23 protein-coding genes and 1 pseudogene are annotated in these 26391 nt (G+C 64.8%); 7 read left to right on the plus strand and 17 right to left on the minus strand.

The genetic code is table 11. The features are described from left to right. Positions 1 to 61: 61 nt before the first annotated feature. Both FRZ32_RS07125 and FRZ32_RS07130 read right to left on the minus strand, forming a co-directional pair. Entirely contained in the window at positions 62 to 1045 is a 984-nt protein-coding gene (locus FRZ32_RS07125; RefSeq protein ID WP_147042861.1) for a FecR family protein, read from the minus strand. After that, entirely contained in the window at positions 1042 to 1446 is a 405-nt protein-coding gene (locus tag FRZ32_RS07130; RefSeq protein ID WP_243445218.1) for an RNA polymerase sigma factor, read from the minus strand. Before FRZ32_RS07130 ends, FRZ32_RS07125 begins: the two co-directional genes overlap by 4 nt. A gap of 382 nt (positions 1447 to 1828) precedes the next feature. On the opposite strand from FRZ32_RS07130, the gene FRZ32_RS07135 reads away from it, so the two are divergent. The 5 genes from FRZ32_RS07135 to FRZ32_RS07155 all read left to right on the plus strand — a co-directional run bounded on the left by FRZ32_RS07135 (position 1829) and on the right by FRZ32_RS07155 (position 5711). Continuing rightward, positions 1829 to 2740: a LysR family transcriptional regulator gene (locus tag FRZ32_RS07135; protein ID WP_147042863.1), complete on the plus strand. Its 912-nt coding sequence runs from the start codon at positions 1829 to 1831 to the stop codon at positions 2738 to 2740. A 265-nt stretch (positions 2741 to 3005) separates the two neighbouring features. Continuing rightward, a complete protein-coding gene (locus FRZ32_RS07140; protein WP_147042864.1) occupies positions 3006 to 3302 on the plus strand; it encodes a type II toxin-antitoxin system RelE/ParE family toxin in 297 nt (98 codons plus the stop codon). A gap of 11 nt (positions 3303 to 3313) precedes the next feature. Then, positions 3314 to 3622 carry a HigA family addiction module antitoxin gene (locus tag FRZ32_RS07145; protein ID WP_147042865.1) on the plus strand — a complete coding sequence of 103 codons (309 nt, stop codon included), beginning with the start codon at positions 3314 to 3316 and terminating at the stop codon, positions 3620 to 3622. Between the two features lie 193 nt (positions 3623 to 3815). Continuing rightward, positions 3816 to 3986, plus strand: coding sequence for a hypothetical protein (locus tag FRZ32_RS07150; RefSeq protein ID WP_192901923.1), 171 nt, complete (start codon positions 3816 to 3818; stop codon positions 3984 to 3986). 21 nt (positions 3987 to 4007) lie between these two features. Further along, a complete protein-coding gene (locus FRZ32_RS07155) occupies positions 4008 to 5711 on the plus strand; it encodes a recombinase family protein (RefSeq protein WP_147042867.1) in 1704 nt (567 codons plus the stop codon). A 359-nt stretch (positions 5712 to 6070) separates the two neighbouring features. Here the strand turns inward: FRZ32_RS07155 and FRZ32_RS07160 are convergent, their stop codons facing one another. The 14 genes and pseudogenes from FRZ32_RS07160 to FRZ32_RS07225 form a co-directional block, all read right to left on the minus strand. Next, positions 6071 to 7588, minus strand: coding sequence for a 3'-5' exonuclease (locus FRZ32_RS07160; RefSeq protein ID WP_158635860.1), 1518 nt, complete (start codon positions 7586 to 7588; stop codon positions 6071 to 6073). Between the two features lie 204 nt (positions 7589 to 7792). Next, entirely contained in the window at positions 7793 to 8209 is a 417-nt protein-coding gene (locus FRZ32_RS15745) for a UvrD-helicase domain-containing protein (RefSeq protein WP_147044377.1), read from the minus strand. A gap of 10 nt (positions 8210 to 8219) precedes the next feature. Beyond that, positions 8220 to 9428 (minus strand): annotated as a pseudogene (locus FRZ32_RS07170) (VirB4 family type IV secretion/conjugal transfer ATPase); the annotation flags it as partial. Beyond that, a complete protein-coding gene (locus tag FRZ32_RS07175) occupies positions 9422 to 9691 on the minus strand; it encodes a VirB3 family type IV secretion system protein (protein WP_147042869.1) in 270 nt (89 codons plus the stop codon). The gene FRZ32_RS07175 and the pseudogene FRZ32_RS07170, both read right to left, overlap by 7 nt. After that, a complete protein-coding gene (locus FRZ32_RS07180; RefSeq protein WP_147042870.1) occupies positions 9688 to 10020 on the minus strand; it encodes a TrbC/VirB2 family type IV secretion system protein in 333 nt (110 codons plus the stop codon). The genes FRZ32_RS07175 and FRZ32_RS07180 overlap by 4 nt, the downstream gene beginning before the upstream one ends. A gap of 2 nt (positions 10021 to 10022) precedes the next feature. After that, on the minus strand, positions 10023 to 11021 hold the full coding sequence (gene trbB, locus FRZ32_RS07185) for a P-type conjugative transfer ATPase TrbB (protein WP_147042871.1): 999 nt from the start codon (positions 11019 to 11021) through the stop codon (positions 10023 to 10025). Continuing rightward, positions 11018 to 11422 carry a CopG family transcriptional regulator gene (locus FRZ32_RS07190; RefSeq protein WP_147042872.1) on the minus strand — a complete coding sequence of 135 codons (405 nt, stop codon included), beginning with the start codon at positions 11420 to 11422 and terminating at the stop codon, positions 11018 to 11020. Before FRZ32_RS07190 ends, trbB begins: the two co-directional genes overlap by 4 nt. A gap of 3 nt (positions 11423 to 11425) precedes the next feature. Then, entirely contained in the window at positions 11426 to 13444 is a 2019-nt protein-coding gene (locus FRZ32_RS07195) for a conjugal transfer protein TraG (protein WP_147042873.1), read from the minus strand. Positions 13445 to 13671: 227 nt separating this feature from the next. Beyond that, positions 13672 to 15087, minus strand: coding sequence for an argonaute/piwi family protein (locus FRZ32_RS07200; RefSeq protein ID WP_147042874.1), 1416 nt, complete (start codon positions 15085 to 15087; stop codon positions 13672 to 13674). After that, complete coding sequence (locus FRZ32_RS07205; RefSeq protein WP_205008247.1) at positions 15084 to 16739, minus strand: SIR2 family protein; 1656 nt, start codon at positions 16737 to 16739, stop codon at positions 15084 to 15086. The genes FRZ32_RS07200 and FRZ32_RS07205 overlap by 4 nt, the downstream gene beginning before the upstream one ends. Before the next feature lie 343 nt (positions 16740 to 17082). Then, positions 17083 to 17919 (minus strand): HEPN domain-containing protein, encoded by an 837-nt coding sequence (locus FRZ32_RS07210; RefSeq protein WP_243445219.1) that lies wholly within the window; start codon positions 17917 to 17919, stop codon positions 17083 to 17085. A gap of 374 nt (positions 17920 to 18293) precedes the next feature. Further along, positions 18294 to 19469 (minus strand): restriction endonuclease, encoded by a 1176-nt coding sequence (locus FRZ32_RS07215; protein WP_147042877.1) that lies wholly within the window; start codon positions 19467 to 19469, stop codon positions 18294 to 18296. A 13-nt stretch (positions 19470 to 19482) separates the two neighbouring features. Then, the gene (locus FRZ32_RS07220; RefSeq protein ID WP_158635861.1) at positions 19483 to 20496 is read right to left on the minus strand and encodes a DNA cytosine methyltransferase; all 1014 of its coding nucleotides are present in this window, start codon (positions 20494 to 20496) and stop codon (positions 19483 to 19485) included. A gap of 23 nt (positions 20497 to 20519) precedes the next feature. Beyond that, positions 20520 to 21083 carry a very short patch repair endonuclease gene (locus tag FRZ32_RS07225; protein ID WP_147042879.1) on the minus strand — a complete coding sequence of 188 codons (564 nt, stop codon included), beginning with the start codon at positions 21081 to 21083 and terminating at the stop codon, positions 20520 to 20522. Between the two features lie 33 nt (positions 21084 to 21116). Between FRZ32_RS07225 and FRZ32_RS07230 the strand changes: the two genes are divergently transcribed. Then, positions 21117 to 22409: a DNA double-strand break repair nuclease NurA gene (locus FRZ32_RS07230; protein WP_158635862.1), complete on the plus strand. Its 1293-nt coding sequence runs from the start codon at positions 21117 to 21119 to the stop codon at positions 22407 to 22409. 19 nt (positions 22410 to 22428) lie between these two features. After that, positions 22429 to 24261, plus strand: a complete 1833-nt coding sequence (locus FRZ32_RS07235; protein ID WP_147042881.1) for an ATP-binding protein — start codon at positions 22429 to 22431, stop codon at positions 24259 to 24261. A 10-nt stretch (positions 24262 to 24271) separates the two neighbouring features. Here FRZ32_RS07235 and FRZ32_RS07240 read toward each other — a convergent pair whose 3' ends face one another. Beyond that, positions 24272 to 26314 carry an AIPR family protein gene (locus FRZ32_RS07240; RefSeq protein ID WP_147042882.1) on the minus strand — a complete coding sequence of 681 codons (2043 nt, stop codon included), beginning with the start codon at positions 26312 to 26314 and terminating at the stop codon, positions 24272 to 24274. Positions 26315 to 26391: the final 77 nt, after the last annotated feature.

A 26391-nucleotide genomic window follows, 5' to 3' on the forward strand; every position in this document is an offset into this window, starting at 1 on the left:
GGCCGCTCCCACACGGCTCGTCGGGGATTCAAGACAAGCGAACGACACAAATTTGTAATCCCTAGCTGGAGATTCTGATCGCCTCCGGCGTCTCCTCGACCTTGAGGCCGTAAGCGTCCCGGAGCAGGCGTGCGAAGGCATCCGGATCATTCGCGGGGAACCTGCCGCCGATCCGCATGTCGCCGGCCTCGGCGTCGGTGATGACGATTGGCTTGCGGTTGTAGCGGTTGAACTCTGCCGCGATGTCGGACAGCCGAGCCTGGTCGAAGTTCAGCATGCCCTCGCGCCAGGCGAGGGCATTCGCAACGCGCTCGTCCGAACGCGAGGTGACGAGCGTGGCCGCGCCGCTGGTGCGCGCGATGTCGCCGCCCGTGATGACGGTGGACCTGACGGTGCGTCCACCTTCGACCTCATCGACCTGGACGCGCCCTTCGACGACCGAGACCGCAACGTTGTCGCCATCACGACGCACAGAGAACTTTGTGCCGAGCACCGTCACCCGCCGGTTGCCGGCATATACGACGAACGGAACCGTTTCACTGTGGGCCACCTCGAAATAGGCTTCGCCCTGATCGAGCCAGAACTCGCGGCTTTGCTCGTTGACTGCGGCCCGCACACGGGAGGCCGTGTTGATCACCACCCGGCTCCCATCGCCCAGCGCAATCACCTTGCGGCCTCCGACCGGCGTCTCGAAACTCTGGACCGCCACGGCCGGCGCGGGCGCGGAGAGGGGTTGCCACAGAGTATAGCCGATCGCGACGAGCAGCAGGATTGAGGCGGCGATCGAGGCCGGCACCCACCAGCGCGCCCTGCTATACTGCGCCACCGTCCCTCGGCCTTCATCCGGCCCGGCACCGCGGCCGAGTGCGCCAATCCGGTCAGCTTCCCGCCAGCTATGCTTCAGCCGCCAATAGGCTGCCTTGTTGCCGTCGGATTCGGCCAGCCACGCCTCGAACGTGGCCTGATCGGCCTCGCTCCACTCGCCGTCCTCCTGGGCGATGATCCAGTCTGCCGCGCGGCCGCCGGCCTGGTTCGCGCGGCTCATGGTTCGCGCTCCCCGTTTCGGCGTGCCGCATATCTGCGCCGCACGATCCGGCCGGGGCCGCCCAGCATGAAATCTGCCAGCGCCCTCATCCCCATCGAGAGCTGATGATTGACCGCATCCTTGCCGATGCCCAGCCGGTCGGCCGTCTCCTTGGCGCTCAGTCCCTCAATCTTGCGCAGCTCCACGATCTCCCGCACGCGCGGGGAGAGTTTCGCAAGGCCGGCTTGAGTCCGGCGCAGCATCTCGCGCGCGTCGAGAAGCCGTTCGGCCTCGAACAAATCAACATCGCGGCGCACCGTTTCGAGATCGACCACGAGATCGAACGAGACGATGCGCGCCCGCTTGGCGCGATTGATCAGGTGGTTGCGCGCGATCGTGAACAGGAACGCGCGCGTGTCCATCGGAAGCCCGTCCCGCGCGCCGGAGATCGCCAGCTCGTACACGTCATGCCTGAGATCGATCACGTCGTCCGCCACCCTCCAGTTCCGCCGGATGAAATGCGTCAGGGATCGTTCGAGAGGAAGGACCTCCCGGCAGAACCATTCCTCAAGGGCGCCATCATCCACCATCTAGCCGGTCGGGTTTCTCCTTGCGCCTGCAACCGTGTCGTGAATGCAAGACAATCGGACGGCGAATGCTTGTAACCCGATTTCACGAGCCGACCGAGCGGAACGAAGGTGACGGCCGCGATCAGGTTACAATTTAGCGGCCTTCGGTTGTCTCAGCCCTATTGGGAATGGCTTCTCTTGCGGTGACGGGCACGCAATATGGAGTAATCCGCCCATGTCTTTCGACATTCGCCAGTTGCGCTACGCGATTGCGGCTGCGGATCATCGCAGCTTTCATCGGGCATCGGTCGCGCTCGACATCGAGCAATCAACGCTCAGCCGCAACATTCTCAAGCTGGAGCGGATCGTCGGAGTAAAGCTGTTCAAGCGCTCGCGCGCGGGCGCTTCGCCAACCGTCGCCGGGGCGGAGTTCATCCGCACCGCGCGCCATATCGTCGCCAAGGCCGACCAACTCGTCACGGCGATGCGCGCGGCCGGCCAAGGTCGCGCCGGCGGTCTTGTCATCGGCTACAAGCATCCGATCTCTGCGGGTCATCTGCGCGCCACGCTGGTCGCATGGCGCGAGACTCATCCTGACGTGGAGGTGGAACGGGTCGAGGATGAGCGGGAGTCACTGATTGCCGCGCTCGATGCCGGCGTGGTGGATCTCGCCATCCTGAGCGGCGAGGCACGCTATGCGGGGATGCGTCGCGCGACGCTCTGGAGCGAGCGGTTGCTGGCGGCGTTGCCGGCCTCACATCCGCTGGCGGAACGCGAGCATGTCGAGCTGACGGACCTGCGTGACGAGACTGTGCTGCTGACCACCGAAAGCCCCGGCCCCGATACGCGCGATCTGATCCTCGCCCATTTCGGGGTGGCCGGGATCAGCCCGACGATACGGATGCAGCATGTCAGCCCGGATTCGCTGCTGAGCCTCCTCGGGGTCGGCGGCGGAATGACGCTGATCTGCGAGTGCGCGTCGGGCGCGCGCTATCCCGACGTGGTGCTGCGCGAGGTCCACGACCTGCACGGCCAGAAATGGATCGGCTATTCGGGATACTGGCGGAAGGAGAACGAGAACCCGGTGCTGCGCCGTTTCCTTGCGTTCGTGCGCAACCGCTATGCGTTATCGTTCGAGATCAGTTGATGCCTGAAGGACCGAAATCGGGAAGTGGGGAGCGACGGCAAGATATAAGTCACGCCCCACGCACCCCAGAAAAGCTCGGCTTTTCCTTAGCTTGGCGCGGGGCGTCGGTCGGCGAGCGCGGGCGCTCGGAAGGAAAAGGCCAGCAATATCAATGCAAATCACGGCACTACCGGCCATTTCGCGGTGATCCGATGCCCGAAATGGCCGGTTTCGATGATTGACATTTGACCCATAGAGCGGTACATAAACCCACAGGAGTTGCCGGATGATCGTGAGCTTTCGGGACGAGTGGTTGCGGGCTTTCTTCGTCGAGGACAAGGCTTCCCGAAAGATACCTGCGGACATCGAAAGCCGCCTCTTCCGCAAGCTCCAGATGATCGACGATGCGATGATCGATGCGGACCTTCGCGTGCCGCCGAGCAACCATTTCGAGAAGCTGCGCGGCAACCTGGAAGACTGGCATTCGATCCGCGTCAATAAGCAGTGGCGGCTGATCTTCCAGTGGGAGGGCAGCCGGGGCGAAGCGGAGAACGTCTATCTGGACGATCACAGCTACCGATGAAGGAAAGACGCATGTTGATGACCAAGCGCAAGCCGGCCACGATCGGCGAGATATTGACCGAGGAGTTCATGGAGCCGCTCGGGCTGACTCAGGGCGCGCTGGCCGAGGCGATGGGCGTGCCGCGCAAGCACGTCAACGAGCTGTGCAACGACCGCCGCGCTGTCACCGCCGCCACCGCGCTGATCCTCGCCCGCGTGTTCGGCAACAGCCCGGACTTCTGGCTGAACGTGCAGCGCCGCAGCGACCTGTGGAAAGCGATGCACAGCCCGAAGGAGCTGGCGCGGATCGAGCGAGCCAGGCCCTTGAAGGCGGCCGCGTGACGCATCGAGCCGCCATCGATGCTACCTCGGCTATGCCGTGCGCCGCCGCGCGCAAGTATCTGTGCGCGGCAGTACGAAACGGCCCTCGAAAGTGCGAAATCCCGTTCCTTCAAACAGCAGGCCGGGCGAGTCTGGCGCAATGCCCCGCTCGACCCATCCGCGCCCGCCTACGGCCTCGCAGCAGCTTGAGGAGTTGCTGGGTTTTCCGTGGCCGTTTCCTGGCCGGCTGCCCAAGTATGACCTCTCGACCTGGACCGTCACCGACGACTGGCCGGAGCATATTCCCGTCACCGAAGCCGAGGTGGACGTGTTCGAGCGCTGGTTCAGCGACCTGTTCGATGAGCTGTTCGGGCCAGACCCATGAGCTGACAAGGAGGCCCTGCCGATGACCATGCCGCTGCGCGCCGCCCTTTACCTGCGCGTCTCGACGGCGCGGCAGGCCGAGCATGATGTCTCCATCCCCGATCAGAAGCGGCAGGGCGAAGCCTATTGCCAGTCGCGCGGCTTCCAGCTCGTCGAGACCTTCGTGGAGCCGGGCGCTTCCGCCACCAACGATCGCCGGCCCGAGTTCCAGCGCATGATCGAGGCGGGAACATCGAAGCCCGCGCCGTTCGACGTCGTGGTGGTCCACAGCTTCTCACGTTTCTTCCGCGACCATTTCGAGCTGGAGTTCTACGTCAGGAAGCTCGCCAAGAACGGGGTGAAACTCATCTCCATCACCCAGGAGATGGGCGACGATCCGATGCACGTGATGATGCGCCAGATCATGGCGTTGTTCGATGAATATCAGTCCAAGGAGAACGCCAAGCACGTCATCCGCGCCTTGAAGGAGAATGCCCGGCAAGGCTTCTGGAACGGCTCGCTGCCGCCGATCGGCTATCGCACGGTCGCGGCTGAGACGCGCGGCGCGAAGGTCAAGAAGAAGCTGGAGATCGACCCGCTGCATGCCGACACGGTGCGGCTGATCTACCGGCTTGCACTGCACGGCGACGGCACATCCGGCCAGATGGGCGTCAAGAGGATCGTCAGCTATCTGAACGGGAATCGCATCTTCACCCGCGACGGCGGGCGCTGGGGCATTGGCCAGGTTCACCGCATCCTCACCCGCCGAACCTACATTGGCGAGCATGAGTTCAACCGGCGATCCAAGTCCAAGGCGTTGAAGCCGGAAAGCGAGGTCGTGGTCGTGCCGGTTCCGCCGATCATCGACCGCGAGACGTTCGATGCCGTGCAAGCGCTGCTAAAAGCGCGCCATCCGACGGTCATGCCGTCGCGCGTCCTCAGCGGCCCGACCATGCTTACCGGCCTGATCCATTGCGCCAAGTGCAGCGGCGCCATGACCATCCGCACTGGCAAAGGCGGGCGCTACCGCTACTATGCCTGCTCGACCAAGGCGCGGCAGGGGCCGACCGCATGTGAGGGCATGGCGGTGCGGATGGACAAGCTGGATGAGCTGATCGTCACCCATCTGGAGGAACGCCTGCTCCAGCCCGAGCGGCTGGAAACAATCCTGTCCACGGTTCTCGACCGCCGCGAGGAACGGGCCGAGCGCCGCCGCGACCATATCGCCGAGTTGAACAGGCGCGCCGCCGAATCGGCGCTGCGCTTGAAGCGCCTCTACGACGCCATCGAGTCAGGCGTGGCCGACCTGGGCGACCCGGCGCTCAAGGACCGCATCGACGGCCTCAGGGCCATTCACGACCAGGCCAAAACCGACGCCGAACGCGCCCAGGCCATGCTTGAAAGCTCGGGGCAGCAGGCGGTGACGTCCCAGATGCTCAAGACGTTCGCCCGCACGGCGCGGGAGCGCATCCGGCTCGCAGGCGGCGGCTATCGCCGCGACCATCTGCGCGCGCTAGCCCAGCGCGTCGAGGTCGCCGAGGGCGAGGTTCGTATCATGGGATCGAAGTCCCGGCTGCTCCGGACGCTCGTGGCGAACGGTGGCGTAGGCGGCGTGCCCGGACAGGAACCGAAGTGGCGGAGCGGGAGGGATTCGAACTCAGGCGCTAAGCGGTTGATATTCCGCGATCCTGTTTCGGTCCGCTCCTCGCGATACCCCGGAATGTACCACGTCGACTTCTTCGCCTGAAAACCGCCACTTGTCGGCTCAGTTCGACTGCCTGCCTCGTATTCGAACCCTCAGTACAGTGCAAGCTCTTGGCGAGGGGCGAACGGCCGCCTTTGGGGACATTTCCGACCTTCGCGCGCGACAGGTTGAACGGCAGTTATTGTCAGAAGCCGACGTTCAACGTTAGCCCGCCGGCGTTCAAGTAGGACAGAACCTGAGCCGCTAGCGAACTGGCAGGTTTCGATCGTCAATCTGGGGAGCGGACATTTCTTCGACGCGGTAGAGTCTAGGACAGGTTTCCTCTGTCGGGCGGCGAAATTGGAAGAGTGTCATTCCCAACTTGGGAAGGCGAAGCAAAGAACATACAGCCACAGGAGGATCTAGACTGCTTCGGCGGCTACGAGTTCGACCTTGATCATCAGCCCCGCGATTGGCTGGTGTATCCAGTAGTCGTAGTAATCTCGCGCGGCGCCTTGGCGAAGCGCGCGAGTGTAGAGATCCACCTGGCCACCAAACGCGTTCAGCCGCTCGTCGTCCAAGGCCATCGCCCCTGGGAAGCTCTTGTGATCGACGACGGTGAAGACCCCGCCATCGTCGATCAGCAGATCGATCCTGCCGGAGATGACCTGAAGGTTCTCCGCCGCGTAAACCGGCCACTCCCGCATTCGGGCGGAGCCGCCGTAGCGCTGATCCAGGAACGCGTGCAATCGGTCTGCGGCCTCAACTAGGTCGCCCGGCGCGAGCTGTGGCGCCCCCCACCTGCGCAGCATGTCGCCGGCGACTGCCAGCCGTGCCGGTGCCGGGCGCACTGGATCGTCGAAGGCGAAGAAGCGGTGGAAGGCCTCGCCGACCGCCTGCAGGTCAGGATCGCCGACCAGGGTGATGCGCGGCCCAAGCTGCACCGTCTCGGCCACGCGGACCGTGCCGGAGAACGCGTGGGCGCTCGGCCGCAGCCGGAGCGGGGGATGCAGCTGCCTGACCGCGGTCGGCCGTGCGAACTCCGGCGCGGGTTCCCTTGCCTCCGCGTCCAGCCTCGGCGGAGGCGGCCGCAGCGCGAAGGTCTGGCCGTTGATGGCCAGTGGATCGCTGGGCAATCTGATGAGGGGCTGTCCGTCGTCCGTTGCCAACTCGTTCAACCAGTCGGTCTTACCGGTGGTCGTAAGCGCGAGATGGTCGCGGGCGCGCGTCATGCCGACGTAGAGCAGGCGGGTTCTCTCCAGCTTTTCCTCTTCAAGGGTCCGCTCGCCCTCAGGGCTGAGTGCGGCGGCCTGATCCAAGCCGACGTCCTTGGCTTGAGCGCCGTACGGCCAGGGCCAGTAGCGGAGCACCCGTCCGGCCAGTGGGTCGCGCCAGTCCGGCTTGTCGAGTTCCTCGGCGTAGACGCCGAAAGGGTTGCCCTTCGCCTCGTGCTCGAGTCCGGTCAGCACCACGATCGGCCACTCGAGCCCCTTCGAGCCATGGTAGGTGAGGAGATTGACCGCCTCGGGATGACGGCTCTGGGGCTGCGCCGGCGCGTCGCGGGCCGCCAGCCACTCGCACGCACCGGCGAGGGTGGCGGCCTGGCGCTCCGACCGCTGCTCCTCCTGATAGCCGTCCAGGAGCGAACGCACGGCTTCAATATTGGCGAGACGCTGCTCCGCAAGTCCCCAGCGGGCGACGATGGCCAGCATTCCTTCAACGTGGAGGACGCCGTCGAACATCTCCCCCGGGGTGAGCTGCGGCGCAAGCGATCGAAGGTCCTTCAACTGCTGCGTGAACGGGACGCAGGCTTCGAGCGCCTCCACGTTGTTCTGCTCGAAGGCGGCGCCCAGCCAGCCGTCGTCGTCACAGCAAAGTCGGGCGAGTTCCGCGAGCGCGAGGCTGTCGGTGGGATCCGCGACCCAGCGCAGCGCCGCCAAGCAGTCCATCTACGGGTTCCGCGACGCGGACCCCGCGCTCACCCAGGCCGCGGCCGAGGCGATCACGACCGACACCGGCGGGACCTTCGAATTCCTGCGCAAGTCCTACAGGACGCGGCCGGCCCTGGGCGCATTGGTGAACGCCTCATTCGAGCCGAACTTTCGCCGCACCGGCATGCGTCCGGAGGAGATCACCTTCGCAGATTACGACCGCCCGGATGCGGACGGTGACGTCCCGCAGCTATCCGTGTGGACGCTTGCCGGATCGAACAAGGACCTTCGCACGGATGACCTGGCAAGCCAAATCGCCGGACTCCTCGCTGACGGCCCCGGCTGGCAGGTCCAGCCGAAGACGGGACCGGCGCGACCTGCGAGAGGCGGGGACGTTGCGGTTCTCTGCCGCTCGAACGACCAGGTGCTCCAGCTCGCGTCGGCACTGTCGCGGCGCGGCATAAGGGTGGCGGTCGAGCGGAGCGGGCTACTCGACCAGCCCGAGGTGGAACTCGCCTTGGGATCGCCGACCCAGGCGTTCACCGGTGCGATGCTGGCGAGCGCCGAGAAGATGGCGATCTGAATTGGACTGGAGTCCTGATACTCGTCGACGAAAACGGCGCCGATCAGCTCGCCGAGGCGGGCGTGGTTGGGCGAGGTTCAGCGTATGGACGAGAGGCTGGCGGACATTGGCGTAGGCATGTCCTGGCAGCGACGAGAGCCATGCCTCCACGGCGTTCACGGTCTCGCGGACGCAGGTGAAGCCGAGTCCGTTGACGATCCGTTCGACGGCGCGGACCTTCTCCTCGACCCGCGCGCGATCGGGATCGGTGACGGTGATCGTCGCCGTCAGGTAGCCGAAGGCGACATGATCGCCGCCGAGCTCCTGCAGCGCGAGATCGGCATCGACGACCTTGTTGTCGGCGTCGCTGTCGAGGAGCTGGGCGGGCTGGTTGTAGAGCACCTCGCGCAGCAGCGCGGTGATCGACTTGCGCTTGTTGAACCACTGGCGCCGGATGCGCGTCAGCACCCTGGTCGCGTCGGTCTTGTCGAGCGCGATGAAGCGGGTCGTCCAGCGGTACGCGAAATCGGCGGAATTGAGCGCATCGAGGATGCCTGGACGGCTCAGGGCGGGGAAACCGAGGATGGTGACCGTGCGCAGGTGCGCCTCGCCGAGCCGGGGCTCGAGGCCGCCCGCCAGCGGGGTGTCGGCGAGGACCGCGTCGAGGTACATCGGCGTCTCGGGCACGGCGACAGGGTGCCGGCGATCCGAGACGGTGCCGTGGAGATGGGCCAGCGTCTCCGCATCATCGAGCGCGCGCACCTCGGGCATGAACCCTGCGAGAAGGTCGAGCACGCGGTCGGTCTCGGCAACGAAGCGCGCGAGCTCGCCGCGCCAGTCGCGTGTCGCATCCTGTTCGGGGCGGTCGACCAGCGCGCGGCCGGCGGCATCGCTGCTGTCGGCGGGCGGCAGCCACAGCAGCGTCATGTAGTAGCGGCTCTCGAAATGCTCGCCCTCGGCCTCGAAACCGGCGCGGCGCTCCTCGTCGACGAGCCAGGATACCGGGTCGGGGAAGCGGCTCTCGGGATAGCCTTGGCTCTCCCGGCGCTCGGCTTCGAAAAACAATGCCCAGCCCGAGCCGAAGCGCTTGAGCACGTTGTTCGCGCGCGCCGAAGCCGCGACCAGTTCCGCCTCAGTCGCGCTCTCGAGGTCGGGCCCGCGAAACGCGAGCGTTCGCTGGAAGCTGCCGTCCTTGTTGAGGACCACGCCCGGGGCGACCAGCGCCGCCCACGGAAGATGGTCCGCGAGCCGGTCGGCGCGACGACGATATTCGTGCAACGCTAGCATGCGAGATGCCCCTTCTGGCGCAGGTGCCGGACCAGCACCGGGGCGAAGTCGGGATCGCGGCGGGCGGCGAAGACGGCGAGGCTGTGGCCGACCGCCCAGATCGCGATGCCAACCAACCATTGCTGGAGGCCGAGGCCGATAGCGGCCGCGATGGTCCCGTTGACGATCGCGAGACCGCGCGGCGCCCCGGCGAGCAGGATCGCCTGGCCGAGGCTGGCGTGGATCGGCGCCTCGAAGCCTTCGATGTGCCCGCCGGCACTCATCCGACCAGCGCCCCGCCGCCGAAGCTGAAGAAGGACAGGAAGAAGGACGAGGCGGCGAACGCGATCGACAGGCCGAACACGATCTGGATCAGCCGCCGGAACCCGCCCGCGGTCTCGCCGAAGGCGAGGGTCAGGCCGGTTACGATGATGATGATCACGGCGACGATCTTCGCCACCGGTCCCTGCACCGACTCCAGCACCTGTTGCAGGGGCTGTTCCCAAGGCATGCCGGAGCCGCTGGCCCAGGCGCTGGTCGAGAGCGCGGCGCAGCCGAGCGCGAGCAGCGGGAAGGAGATGAACGGGCGGATGAATATGCGGAATGCGAGCATGGTCAGTCTCCATGGATCGGGGGTTCGGGAGGGGGCGTGAGGTCGGCGAGGCCGTAGTTGCCGTCCGGATCGAGGCCCGCGAGCCGCGCGATCGTCTCGATCCGCCGGCCGGTGCCGCGTCCGGCGATGAACACGACGATATCGATGGCTTCGGCGATCAGCCGCCGCGGCACGGTGACCACCGCCTCCTGGACCAGCTGCTCCACGCGGTAGAGCGCGGCGGCGGCACTGTTGGCATGGACCGTGGCGATCCCGCCCGGGTGGCCGGTGTTCCAGGCCTTGAGCATGTCGAGCGCCTCGGGACCGCGCACCTCGCCGACGATGATCCGGTCCGGCCGCAGGCGCAGCGTCGAGCGGACGAGGTCGGCCATCGAGACGCTGCCGGGGCGGGTGCGCAGCGCGACGGTATCGGCCGCGGGCGACTGGAGTTCGCGGGTGTCCTCGATCAGCAGCACGCGCTCGTCGAGATGCGCCATCTCGGCCAGCAGCGCGTTGGCGAGCGTGGTCTTGCCCGAGCTGGTGCCGCCGGCGATCAGGATGTTGCGGCGCTCGACGACGGCGAGCGACAGCAAGCGCGCCGCGTCGGCCGACATGATGCCGTCCGTCACATAGTCCATCAGCGTGTAGAGCCGGGTCGCGGGCTTGCGGATCGAGAAGCAGGGGCCGAGCGAGACCGGCGGCAGCAGCCCCTCGAAGCGCTCGCCGGCCCCCTCGCCGTGCGGCGGAAGCTCGGCCGACACGATCGGCCGGTCGGCATGAACCTCCGTGCGCGCGTGCGAGGCGACCAGCCGGATGATCCGCTCGACCTGCGCGGGGTCGAAGCGGACCAGCGTGTCGGTGCGTCCCTCGCCGAGGCGGTCGAGCCGGAGCGCCCCGTCGGGGTTCACCATCACCTCGAGCACCAGCGGGTCGGCGAGCGCCGCCGCGATCGTCGGCCCCATCGCCGTGCGCAGCATGGCGCGGCGCCGGCCTTCGGACACGGTATCGGGTCCGCCGCTCATGCCGCACCTCCCGTGTCCGGATCGTGGCCGATCGTGCGCTTGCCGGCGGCAAGCTGGCGGCCGACCTGCGCCACGAACTTCTCGAAGCGGTCGCGGCCGACGGCCACGGCAGCCGCATCGGCGTCCGGCAGCGGCGCGGTCACCATCAGCTGGTAGCGGACGAAGAGCGACAGGCTCTCAAGCAGGACCTCGATGTCGCGCCGCGCATGCTCGATCTCGCGCGTGATGCGGTCGAGGCGGAGCTTGAGGAGGTCGTCGATTTCCTTGGCGCCGCGCCGGGACAGCCAGTCGGCGAGCGCGTCGTTCACGAGCCGCGACTTGTTGCCCACCGTGCCGGCGGCGAGCGCCTCGAGTGCGTCGCTGAGCTCGCGGTCGATATAGAGGTTCTGGCGGACCTTCATGGCTCAGATCCCCGGCACGAGATCGCGGTCGCTGCCCTCGTTGAGGGCGTATCCGCGGGCGACGGCGGTGAGCCCGCGCGTCTGGTCCATCGCGCGCTGGTCGGCTGTGACATCGTCCTCGTCGGCGAGCGCCAGGACCGGATCGGGTGCAGTTTCCGGCTGCGGCGCCGACTGTTCCGGCAGGCCGGGGTGGCGCTGCTGCTCGAGGCCCCCGTCTTCGGCCGGCTCCTCCACCGCGTCCGATCTGCCGAGACGTGCATCTTGGCCGCGGACGATCCCGCTCCAGTCGTCGGCGCGGGCGTCGGGCCGGTCGGCATAGCGGCCGTCAGGCAGCGCCGGTGGCGGCGCGACGCGGCTGGTGAAGTTGCAATCGGCAAAATGGCGCAGCTTGCGCGCGCGGATCGGCGCCATTCCCGAGACGAGCACCAGCTCGTCCTGTGGCGGGAGCTGCATGATTTCGCCGGGCGTCAGCAGCGCGCGCGCCGTCTCCTGGCGGCTCACCATGACATGGGCGAGCCAGGGCGCGAGCCGGTGGCCGGCATAGTTGCGCATCGCGCGCTGCTCGGTTGCGGTGCCAAGCGCGTCGGAAATGCGCTTGGCGGTGCGCTCGTCGTTGGTCGCGAACGCGACGCGGACATGGCAGTTGTCGAGGATCGAGTTGTGCTCGCCATAGGCCTTCTCGATCTGGTTCAGCGACTGCGCGATCAGGAAGGCGCGGATGCCGTAGCCGGCCATGAAGGCGAGGCTCGTCTCGAAGAAGTCGAGCCGCCCGAGCGCGGGAAATTCGTCGAGCATCATCAGCAGCCTGTGCCGCCGCTCGGAGCCGAATTGATCCAGGCGCTCGGTCAGGCGGCGGCCGATCTGGTTGAGGACCAGGCGCACGAGCGGCTTGGTGCGGCTGATGTCCGACGGCGGGATGACCAGGTATAGCGAGAGCGGCCGCTCCCCCTCGATGAGGTCGGCGATGCGCCAGTCGCAGCGCGACGTGACCTCTGCGACCGTGGGATCGCGGTAGAGACCGAGGAAGCTCATCGCGGTGGACAGGACGCCGGAGCGCTCGTTCTCGCTCTTGTTGAGGAGCTCGCGGGCAGCGGAGGCGACGACGGGATGCACGCAAGGATGCTCGTCGGTGCCAAGGTGGTTGGTGGTCATCATCCGCCGCAGCGTGGCGACGAACGGCCGCTGGGGATCGGAGAGGAAAGTCGCGACGCGAGCGAGCGTCTTCTCCTCCTCGGCGTAGAGGATGTGGAGGATCGCACCGACCAGCAGCGAATGGCTGGTCTTCTCCCAATGGTTGCGGCGTTCGAGCGCGCCTTCCGGATCGACCAGGATGTCGGCGATGTTCTGGACGTCGCGGACCTCGTTCGGACCGCGGCGGACCTCGAGCAACGGATTGTAGCTGGCCGAGCGCGCGTCGGTGGGATTGAAGAGGAGAGCGTGCGAGAAGCGCGCGCGCCAGCCGGCGGTCAGCTGCCAGTTCTCGCCCTTGATGTCGTGGATGACGGCCGAGCCGGTCCAGCTGAGCAGAGTAGGCACGACGAGACCGACGCCCTTGCCCGAGCGGGTGGGCGCGAACGCCATGACGTGCTCGGGGCCGTCATGGCGAAGATAGCGCCCCCCGAGACGGCCGAGCATGACGCCGGCGTCGCGCAGCAATCCGGCGCGCTGGATTTCCTTCTGCGTCGCCCAGCGCGCGGAGCCATACGTCGTGACGAAGTGTGCCTGCCGCGCGCGCCAGAGCGATCCGAAGATCGCCGCGCCGCAGCCGATGAACCCGCTCGCCGCCGCCAGCGTGCCGGCGCGGTCGAACACATGCGGCGCATAGGCGTCAAAGTGATACCACCAGGGGAACAGCGCCCACGGCCGGTAGACTGGCAGGCGTCCGACATGGAACCAGGCCGGGCCGAGTTCGGGCTGGTAGGCGAGCATGGCGGCCGCCCACTGCGTCGCGGCCCACAGCCCCGCGAGCACGATCGCGAAGACGACGATTATCTGTCCGATGAGCAGCTTTGTAGGCGTCACGTCCAGGCTCCCGCCGGTCGACGACGGTCGATCCGGAGGGCCTCAAAGTCCGCCTAAGTGCTTGAAAAGAGAATGGCGCTGATGGGCCTTGATGGGTCAGGTATGGCCTAGATCAAGCCCAGTTCGTTCTGTGCGAGCGGCGATTTTGTGGCCAGTTCTGCCGTTCATCGAGCAGCGCAGGATCCCAGAAGCTGACGGGGCGGCGAGAGGAAGCGAGAGAAGTCTCGCTACATGAAGAATCGGAACTGATAGGGTGTGCTACCGAGGTTCGTCATGCGCTTCAGCACGCGCGCGAGCACCTTGGCATAGCTCATCGTCACCGGCAGTGGGTCATAGAGCCCGTCATTGTTCCAGTTCATCTTGGACAGCGCGAGCGCCGCGCGGGCGCTGTCGTCCCAGGTGCCGTGCCCTGCATGACGGACGAGCCGGATCGGACGCGGCGTGCCGCGCTGCCCCTGGAAGTAGGTCTTCGGCCCCAGGCTCTCGACCGCGCCGTGCATCCACAACAACGCCTCGCGCTCGCCAAGCCCGATCAGTGAGCCGCGCCTGACCGGAAACGCTGCCGCCTTGCCTCTTGGATTGGCCTGATCGCGCTCCCACCGCGCACCGCGCCAGCCCACATCCTCGACTACCTGAATCAGATCGACCGCCTCGCACAGCGGCAGCGCCTCGAAACAGCCGAGCACTTCGGCGTCCTTGAACTCGGTCGACTTATGGACCATCACCCGGCGCGGCGAGCGCCCGCCATGCCGGTGGCGATAAAGCGCCATCGACCGCGTGATAACTCGGAACATCTCGGCCTGCGACAGGAAGGGATTGTCGCGCTGCACCTGTACGTCGGCGGTGTCGTAGGCGATGAACTCGAGGCCGGCGCCCTCCGCGTCGAACACTTGGCTGCAGCAGGTCACAAAGCGCGGTTTGTCGGCGCCGTTCGAGCGCACCGCATACGAAATGCCGATATAGGCGGTGTCCGGATCGACATCGGCAAGCTTCCACGGGACGCCGCCGGCCTTAGCGTAAAGCGCGAGCCCGACCCGCCACATCACGCTCGCGCGGCAGCGATAGGCGAGCGCCTTGTCCTCGCGCACGATCTGGATCGGCATCCCCCGCGCAGCCGTATAGGCTTTGAGATGGTCGTGAAGGTCGAAATCGTCGCCGGAGCCATAGAAGCCGCGCTCCCAGCGTTGGGGCAGATAGATGAACAGGACGTCGAACTCGGTGCGGAACGCCTCGAGCGGCTGGATCGCACGCACGAGCTGCTCGGCGAGCAGCACATGCGGCATCGCCGATTGAGCCATCTCGCTTTCGAAGGATCCATCCAGCTCAACGCGGCACTTCTTGGCGGCAGCCGTCATGCGCATGTCGAACACGGTGTTGAAGCCCGGCCAGTCGGGCAGATAGTCGGTGCGCTCGACCGGGCGCACGCTCTGGCTCAGCTCGCGCATGAACGTGAACAAGCGTTCGGACTCGCCGGCCGGCGCCAGGGTCGCAACCCGGATCGGCGATTGCACCAAGCCGCGCGAATGCGGACCGAAGCGCTTGAGTCCGCGCAACGGATGGATGTCGCGCTCGCTGGTCCGTTCGGGATGGAATACCAGCTCGGCTTCGGGATACCAGATGGTCGGCGCGATCTCGCTCGTCATGGCTGCATCAACTTGGAAAAGGCCGTGTTCTGGCCAACCGCAAAGCGCGCATCGATTCCGTCGCCGATCGAAAGCGCCGGCAGCGCGTCGCTCGCGAGGTGCTTCGCCCAGAAATCGATTAGCCGGTCGAGGTCGCGATTGTAGCGTTTCACCGTCCGCTCGCGCGCAAAGTCGGCTGTGATCGCCTTGGTTTCCTCGGTCACGCCCTCGAACACTATCTTGGGATCGAGCAGCAGCCAGAGCCGACCGTCCGCCCAGTCGAGGCGGACCGCGACGCCTTCGTGCCAGTGCAGGTCCGGGTGCTTGGGCACGGTGCCGGTCACTTGCCGTGTGATCGCACGGAGCCCGTCCCATGCGGTATCCGCGGGATCGACAGGCACGAGCAGATCGGCGTTGCGGCGGCGGATCGAACGGACATTTTTCGCGGCGCACAGCGCTTCCACCAACGCGTCACGCAGAAGGCCCCGCTCGCCCGACTCATAGCGCAGGCGCCGGTGCTCGAACGTGGCAAGATCGAAAGCGGTGATCCCGAATGGGTCGAATACCCGCCGAAACTCCGCATCGCTGCCGAAACCGAGCACGCCCGCCTGGGTCCGCGTCACGATCAGGCGCGCGCCGGCCTCGGCGACCGCCGCGCGCACCGCCGCGATGCCGTCGATCGTGCAAACGAGCTTGCGGCAATTGGCTGGGATTGTGACGGCGAGCGCGTTGAGGCGAATGAGGGGCCAGCCCCGACTGCCCGACGGCTCGGGGGCGCCCGACACGCGTGATCGCCCGGTTGCCAGGGCGTCGAGCGCGGACGTGTCGAGCGCGGGGAGCAGCCGCACAAGATCGCGCAGCATCTCGTCGAAGCTCTCGATCCGCACCAGTCCGCATTCAGCACCCGCGGCGCTCGCGCGCTGCAACAGCCGGCTGACACGTTCGAGCGGCGGACCGTCACCGCGATGCAGCCAGAACAGCCCGCCCGGATAGGCGCCCGGCTGGTCGAGCGCCGCCTCGAGCGCATCCATCACCGAATCGTCGCGCCCGCTATAGCCAGCGACGACGAGGCCGGCGCGTCGGCAAGCGTCCACAAGCTGCTGACGAAGCGCGGCGTCCTGCTGGCGCAGCTCATCTGTCGTGTTCTTGAGCCGGCGCGAGCGGAAGTCGCCGTGCAGCTTCACCGCGATTGGCCATTTTTGTGCACCGATCAGTTGCCCCGCCAATTCCGGCGCGTCGAGTGCGACAACGCTCAGCGTGCCGGTCGTGCCGTAGGTTTTCGCGCAGGCGTCTTCGATCAGGTGGTCGAAATTGGTCGTCCACACGAGCCGGGCGTGGCCCGCCTTGAGGAGCGCCGCGAGGGCAAGATGGCCATAGGTCAGCTTCGCGCCGCTAACCATCCCCTGGATGAAGGTCGCGCGGTCGCGCTCCACCGGATAGGTCGCTTCAAACAGCGCGGCGTATTCGTCCGGAGACCCCGGCGGCGGCAGCTGCTCGGAACTCGCCACGTGCGAGTCCAGCAGCGCGCGGATGGCTGGATTACCCAGGTCGGCGACGCTCTGCGGTGAGGCCTTGCGCTGGGCGACGAACAAAGTCTGCTTGAACTGCCAGATCATGTCCCAGGCGCTCGGAATGCCCGCCGACACCGACGCGCCCGCGCCGAGCAGCCACATCAATTGACCCGGCCGCAGCGCGAAGCGTCGCGCGAAGTCATCGCTCGAAAGTCCGGCTAGATTCGTTACAGCCCCCATCGGCCAATGCGTAACCGATCGAACGAAGTTCGCCAGTACTTTTGTTCCGCAATAGTTCTCCCCGAGTGGCCGGTGCGCCGACCGACATCACTCGCTGGAGCAGGGCGCTGGCTGTTGGAATCGGTGTGACTATTCTGGTCTGCCTAGAGCAGCGGTAGAGTTCGCTGGGCGGCCGATACGGTAGTGAATGGCCGCAATCGCGCATCCCAGTTCGAAGGCTGCCAGTCTGAACGCACCAACTCGCGTCTTTGGCGAAGCGCAGTTGCTATAGCCCGGCGCCAGACCGCAGTTCGTCGAGCCTTTCGCGCGAGACCTCTTCGACGAGGTCCCGGAGGGTGCGCACACTTTCGAGAATGGCGTTCAGTTCCTCGACGCTGATCTCATAGGCAGTGGAATAGCGCGCCTCGACATATGCACGCTTGAGCAACTGGAAGCGCCGGCGGTCGATCCGACGCTCGCGCGGCCAGGCTTCGATCAGCCGCGGCTCGCTGTCCTCGGCAAGCGAGCGCAGGAATTTGATGTTGTGCGACCGTGGGAAATAGAGCGTCCGCACCAGCAGGAAGCAGATGTAGGCGCGCTCGGTGGCTTGGTGCAACGTGAACGCCGCGTCCTTCAGCTTTCCTTTTTCGATGTAGAACTCAGCGCCCATCAACGCGCTGTCGACCTTATCCAGCCACTCCTCGAAATAGGCATTGGCCATCTGATAGGCGTCGGCCGAGGTGAGCGGCATCGGCGTCGCCAGCGGATGGCAGGGCAGCTCGTAGAGGATTATCCCATCCCGGGCGATGTCGACCCAGAAATACTCACCGCGCTTCAGCGATTGGTTCACCTCGTCGAGCGAATGGACGATGATGTTGACCGGCCGCCCGATCTCGGCGTCGCGCAGGATGCGGTCCTCGGCGACATACCAGTAGTGGGCGATGTCAGTGAGGTCCTCGTGGTTGACTACCACGAGCAGGTCGAAATCGGACTGGTATCCATTCTCGGGCTCATCGACCCAGTCGGTCCGCGCGTATGAGCCGAACAGGATGATCTTGAGGATCTTGCCGTTCTTCCGGCTCGGCGTCGTCGCCTTCGAGATCGCCTCGGCGAACTCCTCCATCAGCACGCGCTGGACGCGTTCCAGCTCGCCCTGTTGAACCGCCGGCAGGTGATTGACATCCCTTCTCATCGCCCGGAATCTTCGGCGACCGAGAGTCTCTTGGCAAGCACAGGTTGTCGGATCAGCCGCCCGCCGGCTATCATTGGCCGTTCGGCGGCGCCGGATGGCCGTTATCGGCGCGCGTTCTCAAGCGCGGTTCTCAACTTCCGGGGCCGTCGGACACCTAGAATTTCCGCTGACGCTCGTTGGTGCTGAGCCGACAATCATAGTTCTCTCGTCTCTGCTGCTCAGCAGAAACAAGGTCAAAATGTCTGAAGTTGGCGGAAGATATTCGAGCCCGTTCGCGCAGGGATCCTAGCACATTGGGCATTCGACTATAGAGAAGACGGGAAGGATCGTTCGAGCCATGATCTGACCGCGGTCGGTGTCCCGTAGCCGGTGTCCTTAAGCAGGCGAACGATATCGCCCGCGGCGATCACCAGGATGGGATGTTCGTCCTCCTTGATTTCCTTGTATGCCTGCTCGTCAACGCAACTCGTCGTGACGAGAATGCCGAACTGCCGGTGACGGAGCCGTGAAATCAGCCGCGACATCTCCCGAACGCCCACGGCATGCGATGTCGCGTAGCACTTTGCCTCCAGCGCGAAATCGACAAGGATGGCGCTTGCCCCTGTACCGATCCGCATCTGCCCGATGCCGTCGCGGCCGCCGTCCCGCGATCTCCTGGTGAGATCGAGGCTGGCGATGTCGGGCAGCATCATCCGCGCCAGCTCGGCAGCGCATTGCTCGAAACCGTGCGGATCCTCGGCGAAGAAAGCGTGAATGACCGCGATCACTTCCTTCCCGACAGGATCGGAAGGAAGCTGCTCAGCGCGTCGGCGATGCTGAATCGTGCGCGGAGCCAGAAGAGGAATCACCCGGCCGGTTTCGACCCAGGTCGTCCATACTGGCGGAGCCAGGGATGCATCCGATTGACCGGCTATGATGCTTTGAATCCAGGACCGCGCCACGCTCTCCGTCCGAAGAATGGTGAAGCGCGCCCTGTAGTTCTGGAAACGGCTTTCGTCCCTGGTGCGCCAGACTGCGACGAGGTCTTCTGCCGGACGTTGCCCGGCGACCCCTGGCACGGCCAGACCGAGAAAGATCACGTCACGCCATTCGCCGGCCGAAGTGAACACCAGCACCGGGGGGACCTTTTGGCGTCCTTCCTCACCGGCATTTGCATCCTCGAATATGCGCTGGAGCAGCGCATTGCCGAAGCGTGGTGTCGCGTGAAGCGCCCGGCCCGGAACCTTATTATCGCCATAGTAGGTGTAGACGCCGGTTTCCCGATCTAGAGCATCGGGCCAGTCGGGATCGCGTTTGTTCGATGTCAGAACGACAAGCTCCAGGCGGTCGATCCTGCCCCTGTAGCGGAAGCCCCCTCCGGTGCTGACCCCGACAAGCCTCGGCAAGGGATCGTCCCCCGCGCCGCCGCGGCGGCCACCCTGGTAGATTGCGTCGACCAGGAGATCGGCCGCCGCAGCCTCATCCGGACCAAAGACGCGCATCAGCGGGGCCGAACTATGCTGCAATCGCTATCTGGCGGCCGCCAACACGGGCCTTCGATGACGAGCCTAGTTTCTCGGCTGCCTGATGCGTCAACGACTCCACCACCGTCTGCATGACCGGCGGGCAGACTCCATTCCCGAGCAGCTTCACGCGATCACGCCGGGATCCACGTTCCAGCTTCGCCCCTTCCGGATAACCCATTGCCCGCCGGAGTTCCGATACCTGCAGCATCCGGAATGTCGCGACACCATCCACCCAGCGAACGAGCCCGAAGCGATCGAGCGTGGTCAGGGTCCGTATGGGTCGATCCAGCGGTTGCCATCCGCCCGCGCGGTCTGAGCCGTAGTAGACCACCAGAAAATCCTCGCGCTCTCCCAGCTCGGCCATCCCGCGTTTAATGCGTGCAATCGTATTCTCGGATAGATGGCCATCGGAAACGGGCCGAGCCTTCCATGCTGAAGGATCATCAAGAATGGTCATAGCATCTGGACAGGGCTGCCCCCCTAGAATTTTGGCCGGCTTGCGGAGGCGGTCGCCGAGAATGAAGAGACGCTTGCGGGTCTGAGGCACACCGAAATTCGCCGCATCCAGCATCTGGGCGCGCAGATGATAGTGCTCTCCAAGTTCGTTGATCAGTTCCTTGTACCCGTCCCAGCGCCGCATGCCGGAGACGTTCTCCAGAACGATCCAGCGCGGCTCATATGCCCGAACGAAAGGCATGACATACCAACCCGATCGGCGACTGCTTTCGCACCGGGGCTTGGCGCCACGGGCAATGGAATGATGCGTGCATTCGGGAGAGGCTATGAGCAGATCGACCGAGTCAACTTTCGAGAACAGCCCGGCACCGCTGTTGTCATCAAGACGGGTGGTGATCACCTCGGCATGGGGGAAATTATCCTTGTAGGTTTCCGCAGCGATGTCCCAGGCATCGACGGCTCCGACCATTTCCACGCCAGCGGCGCGGGCGCCGAGGCTGCTACCGCCGGCTCCGCAAAATAGGTCCAATCCCTTGATATTGCTCACACATCCCCCTGAATTTCCCTGTGTCAAGTCTCTTCGGCTGCGACGTTGCCAGGCTCGGCACCAAACGGCAACCCTCTCTTGACCCGCAGGAGGATGCTGCGGCGACAGCTACCCGGGCGCTCGCGGACCCGGTGCTCCCATATCCGAAGCACCTGCCACCCCGCCTGACGCAAGAGGCGTCGGTTGCGGTCGTCGCGGCGCCGGGTCGCCGCGATCTTCGCTTCCCATTTCTCCGAAAGCTTCATCCGCCATGTCTCGAAGCGCCACCCGTGCCAGAAATCGCCATCGACAAAGATGCAGAGCGAATGCTGTCGCAACACGAAGTCCGGCCTGCCGGGGAGAGACCGGACATGTGTTTCGAATTCCAGGCCCAGCGCCTCAAGCATAGCCTGGACCGTTCGCTCCGGACCGGTGTCACGACCGCGTATGCGGCTCATGACGGCACTGCGGGTCGCTGGACTCATGAAGTCGCCCCGATGCTGACGCGTGGGTGACGTCGCTTCCCGGCCCTTCGTCTCTGCGGGGGCCGCCCGTTGGGACGGAAACGATTCACCGTCCGGTTCGGTGGAGATATGTTGCGCTCTCATGGAAGCATACTAGACTGTTTCCAGGGGGATGTATTGGCTGAAGCGGGTATCAGGGACCGGATAGAGGCGCGTATCAGCCAGGGCGAGTTCCTGGCGAATATGCTGCACGTTACCCGGCAGCAGTCCGATCAGGCACACACCGATTTTGTCGAGAATCTCTCGGGAATCGCTGGAAGCGTCCGTGCGCTTCTGGAAAACAACGATCTGCTGCGCCGCATTGACTATGCACCCAACGCCTATTGGTCGGGCCTCCGCGGCAAGACATTTGCATTTGTGGATGGCGGGGTCGCCAACATCGAGCTGCCTTCGGCAGCACCGATCGGCATCCGCGTCGGCTCCTACATCGTGCGGCCAGGGGACGAGTCGGACAGGCGGGAGCAGTTCAATATCGAGCTGGCGCTCGTCGACGACCTGTTCAGCGATTCCGGATTCCTGTTCGAAAGCGATTTTCTCGACGTGGCGAAGCTGCGTGACGCCGCGCGCATGGTGAGCGAGGTGGCTGCCGGCTACCGTCTCGCGAAGACCACTGGCGAGGACAGGGTGGACGCCGTCATTCTGCATGGGCCCCTAGTCAACCCAGTCGCGCCCTATGGACTGGAGGATTTCCCCTCCTTCGGACGCGGTGCCTGCCGGACGCTGTTGGACGACGAGGAATGGGACGGCGATGAGCGTGATCGCCAGTTCGTCGCCCTCTATCTTACGGTTCTGGAGCGCCTCCGCCAGACTGGCACGCCAGTGGTCGGCGCAGTGGAGCGATCCATCGGTCGCGATCCCGTCTTCCTTCGGCGCCTTTTGGATCGGCTTCAGGACGCCAAGGTGCTGAAGGAAAAGGACGCGCGCGAGCTGGAGCGGCAGATTCTGTCATACGGCCTCAACGATGCCTCGCTGCTCGACGTGGTGCTTGGCGACGGAGAGTATGTCGCGCCGATCCCTGTCATGCGGCAGGGACCGGAGAACAAGTGGCCGGAGGACTGGAAGAGGAAGATCCGCGATTATCCCGACGCATTCACCACCTACATCAAGCCATCGGCAATGGTGATGCCGTTCCGCGTCGAGGCGTTCGAGGACATCCGCGGGTTCGACGATCTGCTGGCTCTGATCTTCCATACCAGCCGTCTGCTGCCGTCCTATGGCTTCCCGGTTGGTCTCGACATCGTTGATCGTTTCGCCAAGGTGCCGGCTTGGCTGAGCCGCGGTGTGAAGGGCCAGCACCAGATCGTGCTTCTGAGGCGGGCGATTGAGAGCGGCGACCCGAGGACGGTCGCCTTCGCAAAGAGGGTGCTGGCCGCCAAGGGGCGGGACTGGCTGTTCCGGCCGAGCGTGTGAGAGGACCGAAGGGGGGCAGATGGCAGGGGCGAAATCTGAGCTGCGGCGGGAAGAATGGCCGCGCATTGGAACCGTGGTGGGCGAGGCGTCCACAGGGCGCTATACCTTCATTCTCCGGAACCTGGAAGGCAAGCTTGGCGACATAGTCGCGACCCGTGTCGAGGTGCCTGTCGCGTCAGCCAGCCGTCGCGAGATTGCGACGGTGTGGGGCCGGATCACATCCATCGATCGCTTCAATCCCTTCTTCCCGGCCGAGGCGGCGCAGGAGCTGGCGAACGAGAACATCCGCTTTCTCGATACGGTGCTTTCCGGCAGCCGGGACCACCTCGAAGCCGAGGTTCTGATCCTCGGCACGACGTTCGGCAACGATCCCGGCGCCGCCCAGCTTTCTCCCTTGACCTACCCGGTCAAGCCTTCCGCGGAGGTGCTTTATCCGCCAGCCGACGCAGTGCGCCGTCTGCTGACGGGCGACGACGATCGAACCGATCCCCCTCCCGCCAAGCTGCTGGTCGGCAGTCTCATTGCCCGTGGCGACGTCGAGGTCAGCCTGTCGGCACGCGACATCGTGTCCAGGCATCTGGCCATCCTGGCAATGACGGGCGGTGGCAAGACTGTGGCCGCGCGGCGTATCATCCGCGAGCTGATCGAGCTGAGATATCCGCTCGTGATCTTCGATCCGCACGGCGACTATCTCGGCTTCTACGAGAAGCGTGTCCGCTTCCCGAACGCTCGGGTCCGGGTGCTCTATCCAGTTATCCGCGTTCGCCAGGACAATCTCGGCATCATCTCCGATCTGATCGACAAGATGGGGAAGAAACTCACCGATCCCCAGCAGCAGTTCTATCTCTATCTGCTCAACAATGCGAAGCTCACGGACGGCGAGACGGCAGCCAGCTTCCTTCGGAAGATGATCGACCACGCCGAGGCGGTGGCGGCGAAAAAAAGGCGTAAGGACGGCCAGGACCTCTCCGAAGATCTGGCGGACACGCGCACCGGCACAATGAACGTGGTCAAGAGATCACTCGAATTCGTCCTGGCCAACCTAGAGCAGATGGAGTCGAACAATCATAGACTGCGCAGTCAGCCTCGCTTCGCCAGCTATGATTTCGAGGAGATGCCCGATCCTTCCGATGCTCCTGACGAGATCGTCGCGCCAGGAACTGTCTCGATTTTCTACCTCGCCGGCTACGATCATCTCAATCAGTCGGCCATCGTCAGCATGGTCCTGGAGGCGCTCTTTGGCCACCGATCCACCCTTTCCGGAGTCATCCCACCGTTTCAGGCGGTAGTCGAGGAGGCGCACAATTTCATTCCGAGCCGTCAAGAGGGCACCGACGAGACGCCATCACTACCCACGATCAGGAAAGTGATTACCGAGGGCCGTAAGTTCGGCACTGGCTTGATCCTGATCTCCCAACGGCCGTCGCGGCTGGACGAGACAACGCTTGCGCAGTGCAACAGCTTCCTCGTGCTTCGTCTGGTCAATCCGCGCGACAAGAGCTTCGTGCGATCCGTGATGGAAAACCTATCGGAAGCAGATGCCAACATCCTGCAGGCATTCGGCCGCGGGCAGGGAATCGTGTCCGGACAGGCAGTGCGTTTCCCCCTCCTGGTTCAGGTGAAATTTGACGCAGACCTCGTCAGCGAAGCCATCGGGGATGAGGATTTCATCCAGGAGGCGCAGACCTGGAAGCCAGATGCCCGTAGGCAGGCGAACAGCGACGCAATACGGACGAATCTCCGCAAGCCGAACAAGCAACCAGACGGCGGCGATACCGAAACGCTCAAACCGGGAAGACGCACGGCGAAGCCGAAGCCGGGACGTCGTGGCGGGATACGGCCGGATTATTAAGCGTCCGGCTTCATACCGCCACGCCAGCACTGCGCGCAGCGTTCAGGACGCGACTGCCGCGCACCGCCTGCTTGAATGATGGGGGCTTCATCCATCCATTCATCGCATAGCCGCTCAGGGTGTGGACTACCTTGCGATCATAGTCGTCAACGTCGGGCGAGGACGCTGCCCACGCCATGATCCTGGCCCATGTGGCACCATCCAGGTCCGTGCATTCCGCAATCAGCTCGTCTTCCGAAGCACTGTCGTCCCCGCCGCCATTGAGCTGCTTCGCTGCCGGTGTGGAGTCGCGAAATTCGGGTGGCAGATCTGGCGGCAGAGGGAGGTTGAGGGCGCCGATCTCTGTCCAGCAATCGTCCTTCTTGCACCATTCGGTGACGTTGCGACTACCGGCGCTCGCCACGATTTCCGCATGGATCAGCGGGGCCCACATGGCGAACAGCGCTTCCATGTCGCCGGAAACCCGCTGCGCCTCCCACAAGCGCTCCAGATCGATCTTGTCGCCATGATGCGCGGCAAGGAGCGCGATCATGTACGCGACCACATTGGCTCCGTATGACTGGAGGCGAGCCCGGCGGACCACTCCCTGTGCAGCCTTGAAGAGGAGCGCTTTCGCGATGGTCAGGCGGAAGAAATCCTTGTCGGGGATCCAGTCCTCTCCAAGCCGCTCGCGAAGGCCGAACATAAACGTCGCATAGTTCTTTTGCGCGCCGCGACTGACAATCTGGGGGCTGCCCCACCAAGCCATCAGGTACTTCGCAAGGTCCGTCTTTCCGAAGTGCTGGCTGCGTGGGCACGTCCTATCGAACTCGCGACGACGGGCAGGTGTCGATCCGTGCCTGTTGCGCGCCATCTGATAGGAGCCTCGCGCCCTCTCGTAGAACCAGCGGCTTTCCTCGCCGGGCGGCCAGACCGATTCTGACAGGGCCTCGAACTGCTGGTGAAAGCGGTCGCTGGCGGAAAGGTCCGCCACCTGGATCGGGTTCTGCGTGTTGGCGAAGCGGGCGATGAGCGGCACGAACTCTTCAAGCCTCTCCGGCGGCACGAGGGTTAGCTTCATGGAGACTGCCACCTCGTCCAGCGACAACTTGTCGACCTTGAGAGCACGATGGATGGAGGCTGTCGTCTGCGCGCCGTTGACGATCTGGAGTCCTCGTAGCCGGCTAATGACTGTTTCCCCGTGCCAGGACGACACCTCAATCTCGTCAGCAGTGGCTGTCAGTCCGTTATTGTAGGCAAGGAACCGTCCCGGCTCTTCCTTGATGGTGCGCTGGATTCCACGGTTCACGGCACCCTTGGCCTGCAGGAACGAGCGCACGTTGAACTCGAAGAGACGCGGCCCATACTGGTCGAACAGATCGTAGATCAGTTTTCCGGGCAGGATGACGAGATAGGTCTCGTACTCTGTGGGGCGGGGCTTCATTTCCAGGCATGCGAGGGGCCGGCCGAGCAGCTTTGCGAAGTCGATTTCGATCCGATCGCGCGTCACGTCCTCGCCGGTCGCGCGGTAGAGGCGTTCGATATCCCATACCTCGGTTTCGACCGGCCGGCCCTGGACAGTAATGTCCTCCACTGCCCGGTCCCGCACGCGGGCATCGGTAAGCACGTTGATGCGAACTTCCTCGATGCGCGACAACTCGCTTTGTATGAGCGTCGCCGCCTCAAGGGCTGCGGGACTGTTCTCGAAACGGGCATGATCGCCCTTGGCCGCATACTCGAAAAACCGCGCCGCCCATCCTGACAGACGGCCAATGTCCCGTCGCGCCAGGACGGGCTCGCTGCTAAGTCCCAGGGTAGTGAACAGTTCCAATCTGACGGAATCTTCCGGGAGGGAATAGGCGATCACTCGGCAAGGCCGGTGAAGTCCGACATCCTCGTGTGGGCATAGATCATGACCGGCAATCGAGCCGGCCTCTTCCAGATACCCGAGAATTACTTCGGTCAACGCCGTCTCGGCTGCCAGCGGCAGATCTGCCGGCAACTCGTTTAGGCGGTCGTTGGCGTCATCCCTGAGCCCTGCTGCGAACTCCGCTACAAGCTGCTCTTCAAGCACCCCTTTAACCTTCGCATTGCCCCTCTACGCACGATATGTGCGCCTCCATAGTATGGCAATCGATTGAATTGTTTCTC

This window comes from Sphingosinicella ginsenosidimutans (assembly GCF_007995055.1).
Taxonomy (GTDB): domain Bacteria; phylum Pseudomonadota; class Alphaproteobacteria; order Sphingomonadales; family Sphingomonadaceae; genus Allosphingosinicella; species Allosphingosinicella ginsenosidimutans.

What these genes read in the sequence shown, in the direction of transcription:
- FRZ32_RS07140 (WP_147042864.1), top strand. Translation starts at nt 3,006, where the DNA reads ATGATCGTGAGCTTTCGGGACGAGTGGTTGCGGGCTTTCTTCGTCGAG.
- FRZ32_RS07125 (WP_147042861.1), bottom strand. Translation starts at nt 1,045, where the DNA reads ATGAGCCGCGCGAACCAGGCCGGCGGCCGCGCGGCAGACTGGATCATC.
- FRZ32_RS07180 (WP_147042870.1), bottom strand. Translation starts at nt 10,020, where the DNA reads ATGCTCGCATTCCGCATATTCATCCGCCCGTTCATCTCCTTCCCGCTG.
- FRZ32_RS07130 (WP_243445218.1), bottom strand. Translation starts at nt 1,446, where the DNA reads ATGGACACGCGCGCGTTCCTGTTCACGATCGCGCGCAACCACCTGATC.
- FRZ32_RS07205 (WP_205008247.1), bottom strand. Translation starts at nt 16,739, where the DNA reads ATGTGGCTGCTCGGCGCGGGCGCGTCGGTGTCGGCGGGCATTCCGAGC.
- FRZ32_RS07145 (WP_147042865.1), top strand. Translation starts at nt 3,314, where the DNA reads ATGTTGATGACCAAGCGCAAGCCGGCCACGATCGGCGAGATATTGACC.
- FRZ32_RS07155 (WP_147042867.1), top strand. Translation starts at nt 4,008, where the DNA reads ATGACCATGCCGCTGCGCGCCGCCCTTTACCTGCGCGTCTCGACGGCG.
- FRZ32_RS07175 (WP_147042869.1), bottom strand. Translation starts at nt 9,691, where the DNA reads ATGAGTGCCGGCGGGCACATCGAAGGCTTCGAGGCGCCGATCCACGCC.
- FRZ32_RS07235 (WP_147042881.1), top strand. Translation starts at nt 22,429, where the DNA reads ATGGCAGGGGCGAAATCTGAGCTGCGGCGGGAAGAATGGCCGCGCATT.
- FRZ32_RS07210 (WP_243445219.1), bottom strand. Translation starts at nt 17,919, where the DNA reads ATGGAGGAGTTCGCCGAGGCGATCTCGAAGGCGACGACGCCGAGCCGG.
- FRZ32_RS07225 (WP_147042879.1), bottom strand. Translation starts at nt 21,083, where the DNA reads ATGAGAGCGCAACATATCTCCACCGAACCGGACGGTGAATCGTTTCCG.
- FRZ32_RS07190 (WP_147042872.1), bottom strand. Translation starts at nt 11,422, where the DNA reads ATGAAGGTCCGCCAGAACCTCTATATCGACCGCGAGCTCAGCGACGCA.
- FRZ32_RS07215 (WP_147042877.1), bottom strand. Translation starts at nt 19,469, where the DNA reads ATGCGCGTCTTTGGTCCGGATGAGGCTGCGGCGGCCGATCTCCTGGTC.
- trbB (WP_147042871.1), bottom strand. Translation starts at nt 11,021, where the DNA reads ATGAGCGGCGGACCCGATACCGTGTCCGAAGGCCGGCGCCGCGCCATG.
- FRZ32_RS07135 (WP_147042863.1), top strand. Translation starts at nt 1,829, where the DNA reads ATGTCTTTCGACATTCGCCAGTTGCGCTACGCGATTGCGGCTGCGGAT.
- FRZ32_RS07200 (WP_147042874.1), bottom strand. Translation starts at nt 15,087, where the DNA reads ATGACGAGCGAGATCGCGCCGACCATCTGGTATCCCGAAGCCGAGCTG.